We start from the raw sequence: 6,164 nt of genomic DNA on the forward strand, positions 1-6,164 counted from the left end.
GAGTTACCTCGGTCAGCATTCGAGGGCCGCGCGCACCGCATGGGCCGCCTCGGCCGCCCGCCGCTCGGCGAGGGCGCCGGCCGAGGCCTCCTGGAGATAGAACACGTCGACGGCCTGCGGGCCGAGGGTGGAGATGTGGGCGGAGCGGACGGCGATCTCCATGCGCGCCAGCGCGGCGGCGACGGTGTAGACGACGCCGGGGCGGTCGATGGTGCGCACCTCGAGCACGGTTGCCTTGCTGGAGGCCTCGGGACGCACCTCGATCGAGGGTTCGCTCCCCCGCGCGGCCGCGCTCGGCGCCAGCCGGGCAGCCGGGTCGAGGCGGCCCTCGGTGATGGCCGAGAAGCGGGTACGCAGCACCGCGGCGTCGACATAGGAGTCGTCGAGGTCCCACACGCTGACCCCGAACCCTCCCTGCGACCAGGCACGACACGCTCGCACCGGGAGCCGTGCGACGGCGAAGGTGGCCGCCAGATCGGCGAGCAGGCCGAGCCGGTCGGGCGCGATCGCCCAGACTCGGGCGCCGTCGGCGAGCGGCTCGGCACGGAAGGAGATCGAGCCCGAACGTACGCTCTCGGGGATCTCCACCGTGGCCTGCGGCCGCTCCCCCGCCGCGATGCCGGTGTCGAGGGCGCGCGCGGCCCGGCGGGCGATGTCGAGGACGAGACGGGCCCGCCAGCTGGTCCAGGCCTGGGCGCTGGTCGCACGCGCATCGGCCTCGGTGAGCGCGGTGAGCAGCGCGAGCGCCTCCGCCTCGCCCATCGTGTCGACCACGAGATCGACCGTCGCCGGGTCGTCGGGATCACGCGTGGTCGCGGTCGTCGAGAGCAGCAGGTGCTGGCGCACCAGCAGCGAGATCAGGGCGACCTCGTCGTCGGGGAAGCCCATCCGGGTGGCGACCCGGCGGGCGATCGGCTCGCCCGCGACGCAGTGCTCGGTCAGCGAGCCCTTGCCGATGTCGTGGAGCAGCGCCGCGACCAGCAGCACATCGGGACGGGCCACCCGCGGCAGCAGCGCGACCGCCTCGATGCAGGTCTCGATGGTGTGTCGGTCGACGGTGAAGCGGTGGATGATCGAGGCGTGCGGGAGCAGCCGGATCCGCTCCCACTCGGGCAGGATCCGCGAGACCGCGCCGGTCTCCTCCAGGGTCTCCCAGACCGCGAGCAGCCCGCGCCCGGCGCCCACCAGCCGCACGAAGAGGCGACGCGCCTCCTCCGGCCACGGATCGGGCAGCGCCGGGGTCTCCCGAGCCAGTCGTGCCGCGGTCGGCGGCGCCAGCGCGACGCCGTGCTCGGCGGCCAGCGCCGAGGCCCGCAGCAGCATCAGCGGGTCCCGCGACGGACGAGCCCCCGGCGCGAGCACCACCTCGCCCGAGGCCAGCGCCAGGCCGTGGCCGAGCGGCGCGAGCCGCGGGCGGCGCGGCGCACCGGGGCGCGAGCGCTCCAGGACGCCGTCCACCCGCCGCCAGGCCAGCCGGGACAGATGGGTGAGACGGCGGCCGATGGTGCGTACGTGGGCCTGCGCGATGCGCCCGTCGGCCAGCTCGAGCCGCTCGGCAAGCTGGTCCCACATCTCCGGCACGACCCGGTCGGTGGACCGGCCGGCCATCTCCTGCACGTGGTCCCGCACGTCGAGCATCGCCCGGCGCGAGCTCTCCAGGTCGACCGCCGGCACGTCGATCAGCCAGGTCGCCACGATCGCCTTGATCACCACCGCGTCCCGCAGCCCGCCGTACATCTCCTTGAGATCCGGCACCGAGGCGTGCGCGAGCTCGCCGGCGCGCCGGTGACGCTCGATGCTCATCGTCCGCAGCTCGGGCAGCAGCGCGCGGGCTTGCTTTCGCCAGTGCGCCAGCATCGTCGTACGCAGCCGCAGCACGAGCCCGCGGTCGCCGGCCAGGTGCCGGATGTCGAGCAGACCGAGGGCGACCCGGAGGTCACCGGTCGAGGCCTCGAGCATCTCGGAGAACGAGCGCACCGAGTGGTCGAGCTTCGGCGCGGCGTCCCAGAGCGGATACCAGACCTGCTCGGCCACCGACCCCGGCGAGACGGCGTCGTCGTGGACCAGGACCAGGTCCCAGTCGGAGAAGGGCGCGAGCTCCCCTCGTCCGTACCCTCCGACCGCGACCAGGGCGACCCCGACCTCGGGGCCGCCCGCCGCGGCGTACGCCTCGATGCACTGCGCGTCGGCCGCGGCGGTGCGCTCCGCCCGGCCCTCAGCGCTCACCCGACCCCCTGGCGCGGATCTCAGATGGCGCTGTCGTCGCGGTCGCCGGTGCGTACCCGCACGATGGTCTCCAGCGGGGAGACCCAGACCTTGCCGTCACCGATGCGCTCGGTCTTCGCCGAGGTCTCGATGGCGCTGACCACCGACTCGACCTCCTCGTCGGGCACGGCGATCTCGATGCGGATCTTCGGCACCAGCGCGACGTCGTACTCAGCACCGCGGTAGACCTCGGTGTGACCCTTCTGCCGGCCGTAGCCGGAGACCTCGGAGACGGTCATGCCGGTGACACCGACAGCCTCGAGGGCGACGCGGACGTCCTCCCACTTGTGGGGTTTGATCACTGCGGTGACGAGCTTCATTTCTCTCCTCCGGTGGGATTCGACGGACCGACACTCGGACGAAGCCTAATGGTCGCGAGCCGGTGGACCGGCGCCGACCGGCGATCAGAGGGCCTCGACGTCTCGCGCACCGGTCCGTACGCGGACGACGGAGTCGATCGGGCTGAGCCAGACCTTCCCGTCGCCGATCCGTCCGGTCTGGGCCGACTTCACGACGAGCCCGACGACGTCCTCGGCGTCCTGGTCGTCCACCACGATCTCGATGCGGATCTTCGGCACCAGGGCGACGTCGTACTCAGCACCGCGGTAGACCTCGGTGTGACCCTTCTGCCGGCCGTAGCCGGAGACCTCGGAGACGGTCATCCCGGTCACGCCGAAGCCTTCCAGGGCCTCGCGCACGTCCTCCCACTTGTGGGGTTTGATCACTGCCGTCACGAGCTTCACGAGCGGGCGCCTCCAGAGGTCGTCGATCCTGCCATCTTCGCTGCCACCCTCACCCGGAGAGGTTTCGACACCCCGACACGTCTGTCTCCAGCGTGTAACGGAGCGTTTCCCTGTACGTCGCCGAAGCATAGAAACACCCGACAAATCACCCGTGCCGGACCCGCGTGGCGCAGCCAAAGGTCGCTACCCTCGTCGCATGTCGCACTACGCCGTCGAGATCGACCTCGATCACCGCAACACCAGCCACGTGCAGGTCCTCGACCTGGCTGAGTCGGCCCCGTCGGCGGGCAGCGAGAAGTTGGTCCTCGATGTCGGCTGCTGGACCGGCGAGGTCGGCCGGATCCTCACCGAGCGCGGGTGCACCGTCACCGGCATCGAGCTCGACCGCGAGGCCGCGAGCCTGGCCGAGAAGGTCCTGGAGAAGGTGGTCGTCGCCGATCTCGACGCGACGCCGCTGACCGAGCTCGTCGAGCCCGGCTCCTTCGACGTGGTGATCTTCGCCGACGTCCTCGAGCACCTCACCGACCCGCGGGCCGCGCTCGAGCAGGCCCGCGACCTGCTCACCCCGGAGGGCAGGGTGGTCATCTCGATCCCCAACGTGACCCATGGCTCGGTCCGCCTCGCCCTGCTCCAGGGCCGCTGGCAGACCACCGACACCGGCCTCCTGGACCGCACCCACATCAAGTTCTACTCCCGTGAGGGTCTGCTCGCGCTCTTCGCCGAGGCCGGCTACGCCGTCGAGGACCTGCGCGGCACCACCGCCGACCCGCTCAACGTCGAGGTCGCGGTCGACCCGGCGCCGCTGCCCGACGTGGCCGTGGAGTGGGTGCGCCAGCAGCCCGACGCGCTGGTCTACCAGTTCCAGCTCTCCGCCCGCCCGCTCGCCGACGGCGAGCTCGCGCCGGCCCCGCCCGAGCTCGTCCAGGCAGCCCCGGCCGACGAGGTCAGGGTCCGCGACGTCCACACCAGGAGGTTCGAGGAGGCCACCCGCTCCCGGCTGGCCACCCGCGACCACATCCTCGGCATCCAGGCCTCCGCCAACTCGGCCCAGGCCCGGGTCGGCTCCCTCTCCAAGCAGCTGCGCGAGGCCCGCGAGGTCAACCGGCGCCGCCGCGAGCGCATCGAGCGGCTGCGCGGCAGGGTCGCCGGCCTCGAGGCCGACCTGACGTACGCCACCCGCCACCCGGTGCGGAACTTCTGCCGCCGGGTCATCCGCCGGCTCCGCCGCGCTGCCCAGGGCTGAGCGACCGCCGACTCGGCGCAACTGTCCCGAGATTCGGCGCCGAGCCGGCTCGTCCTGACCAAGATCTCGGCCGAGTCGGCTCGTCACAACGCGCCGACTCGGCGAGGATTCTGGTCAATTCGCGCCGACTCGGCGACTACAGACGAGACAGATGCGCCGGGTCAGCGCACGCCGTTGGAGTAGCCCTCGCGGACCTGCTGGTAGTTGCCCCAGCGGTTGTTGATGAAGTCCTTCTCCCAGTCGTGGACCGCGTTGTCGCGGCTGACCGACTCGAAGTGGAAGAGGACGACGTCGTGGAGCCAGACCAGCCGCAGGCCGAGCGAGCGGCGGACCTTCAGGGACAGGTCGACGTCGTTGTAGTTGATCGGCAGGCGCTCGCTGAACCCGCCGGCCTCGAAGAAGACCTCCCGCCGCATCGCGACGCAGGCGCCGGTGAGCGCGGAGGTCTCCCGGTTGATGTGCAGCTCGCCGTGGTTGCCCCGCTCCTCGGGGCGCGCGCGGTAGTAGGCGTGCGTGATGGTGCCGCTGCCGTAGACCAGCCCGGCGTGCTGGATACGGAAGTCCTCGAAGAGCAGCTTCGGCCCGGTCATCCCGACGTCGGGCTCGCGCAGCGGGGCGATCAGCTGTTCGATGACGCCGTCGGAGTAGGCCTCCATGTCGTCGTTGAGGAAGATCAGCACGTCACCGCGCGCATGCGCGGCGCCGACGTTGCACTTGGCGCTGAAGCTGAACTTCTCGGTGAACTCGACCAGCTTGATGTCGGCACCCTCGATCGCCCGCAGCTCGTCCAGGACCGGCGCCGGGGTCGGGGTGTCGTAGACGATCACGAACTCGACGTCGCGGTGCTTGGTGGAGGCGACCACGGAGCGTACGGTCTCGACGACCATCGCGCGCATCGAGCCCCACACGATCGCACTGGTCCCGATGGTCGGGATGATCACGCTGACCGGAGTGTCCAGGTCGGGCTCCCGCTCGACGCGGTAGAGCCCGGGCGAGACGCCGCGCGCGGCCGTCGCCCGGATCCCCAGCCGGTCCAGCTGACCCTGCACCGCGCGTACGCCGGCGTCCCAGGCGTACGGCTTGGCGTGGTTGTCGGCGGCGGCCGACCCGGGCACCTGACGCCAGTGGTAGAGCGCGCCGGGGACGTGGACGATACGCCGCGCCCGCTCGCTGACGCGCAGCACGAGGTCATGGTCCTGGGAGCCGTCGAACCCCTCTCGGAAGCCGCCGGCCTCCTCCACGACGGAGCGGCGGAACACCGAGAAGTGGGTGCAGTAGTTGTGGTGGCGCAGCCGCTCGGGGGACCATTCGGGCTTGTAGTAGGCGTCGCGGAGCTCGCCCGCATCGCTCATCAGGTCCTGGTCGCTGTAGGCGTAGTCGAGGTCCTCGAACCGGTCGTAGGCGCGGACCATCTTCTCCATCGCGTTCGGCTCGAGCACGTCGTCGTGGTCGAGCAGGGCGACCAGCTCACCGGTCGCCTCGGCCAGCGACGAGTTCGACGCGGCCACGATCCCGCCGTTCTCGGCACGCTCGACGATCCGCACCCGCGGCTCGGTCGCGGCCAGCTGGCGCAGCCGAGGCAGCACCCAGGAATCCGGCGAGCGGTCGTCGCTGAGGATCCACTCCCAGTCCGCGTACGTCTGGCCGAGGACCGACGCGATCGTGTCCTCGAAGGCATCGGCGGGCGGGTTGTAGACGGCGGTGATCAGCGATACCCGGGGCGATGGCATGGGCTTCAGCCTATGACCCCGCCCAGCGGTTCGCGGAACCCGACACGGGAGGCGCGGAGGTTGGCAACCTGGCCGGCATCCGGGCTTCACGGAGGGTTCACCGAGGCCGGCTGGCGGTGTTGGTGAGCGCGTGCTTCCCGGGTTGTGAAGCCGAGCGTGGCCTATGGGCCACTCTCGGCTTAG

At 71.5% G+C, this 6,164-nt stretch carries 5 protein-coding genes; 1 reads left to right on the forward strand and 4 read right to left on the reverse strand.

The window, feature by feature from the left end; translation table 11 throughout:
- Window positions 1–12 precede the first annotated feature (12 nt).
- From H5T77_RS19475 to H5T77_RS19485, 3 genes are all read right to left on the reverse strand, one after another.
- Window positions 13–2,226: a [protein-PII] uridylyltransferase gene (locus tag H5T77_RS19475; protein WP_292652044.1), complete on the reverse strand. Its 2,214-nt coding sequence runs from the start codon at window positions 2,224–2,226 to the stop codon at window positions 13–15.
- 20 nt (window positions 2,227–2,246) lie between these two features.
- Window positions 2,247–2,585 (reverse strand): P-II family nitrogen regulator, encoded by a 339-nt coding sequence (locus H5T77_RS19480; protein WP_292652046.1) that lies wholly within the window; start codon window positions 2,583–2,585, stop codon window positions 2,247–2,249.
- Between the two features lie 84 nt (window positions 2,586–2,669).
- Window positions 2,670–3,008, reverse strand: a complete 339-nt coding sequence (locus H5T77_RS19485; RefSeq protein ID WP_292652048.1) for a P-II family nitrogen regulator — start codon at window positions 3,006–3,008, stop codon at window positions 2,670–2,672.
- A 196-nt stretch (window positions 3,009–3,204) separates the two neighbouring features.
- Between H5T77_RS19485 and H5T77_RS19490 the strand changes: the two genes are divergently transcribed.
- Window positions 3,205–4,251: a class I SAM-dependent methyltransferase gene (locus H5T77_RS19490; RefSeq protein WP_292652050.1), complete on the forward strand. Its 1,047-nt coding sequence runs from the start codon at window positions 3,205–3,207 to the stop codon at window positions 4,249–4,251.
- Between the two features lie 161 nt (window positions 4,252–4,412).
- Here H5T77_RS19490 and H5T77_RS19495 read toward each other — a convergent pair whose 3' ends face one another.
- Entirely contained in the window at window positions 4,413–5,981 is a 1,569-nt protein-coding gene (locus H5T77_RS19495; protein ID WP_292652051.1) for a glycosyltransferase family 2 protein, read from the reverse strand.
- Window positions 5,982–6,164 lie beyond the last annotated feature (183 nt).

This window comes from Nocardioides sp. (assembly GCF_014360585.1).
GTDB lineage: Bacteria > Actinomycetota > Actinomycetes > Propionibacteriales > Nocardioidaceae > Nocardioides.

Excerpts from the sequence above, each read along its gene's own strand:
- H5T77_RS19480 (WP_292652046.1), bottom strand. The coding sequence starts at position 2,585 with ATGAAGCTCGTCACCGCAGTGATCAAACCCCACAAGTGGGAGGACGTC.
- H5T77_RS19490 (WP_292652050.1), top strand. The coding sequence starts at position 3,205 with ATGTCGCACTACGCCGTCGAGATCGACCTCGATCACCGCAACACCAGC.
- H5T77_RS19495 (WP_292652051.1), bottom strand. The coding sequence starts at position 5,981 with ATGCCATCGCCCCGGGTATCGCTGATCACCGCCGTCTACAACCCGCCC.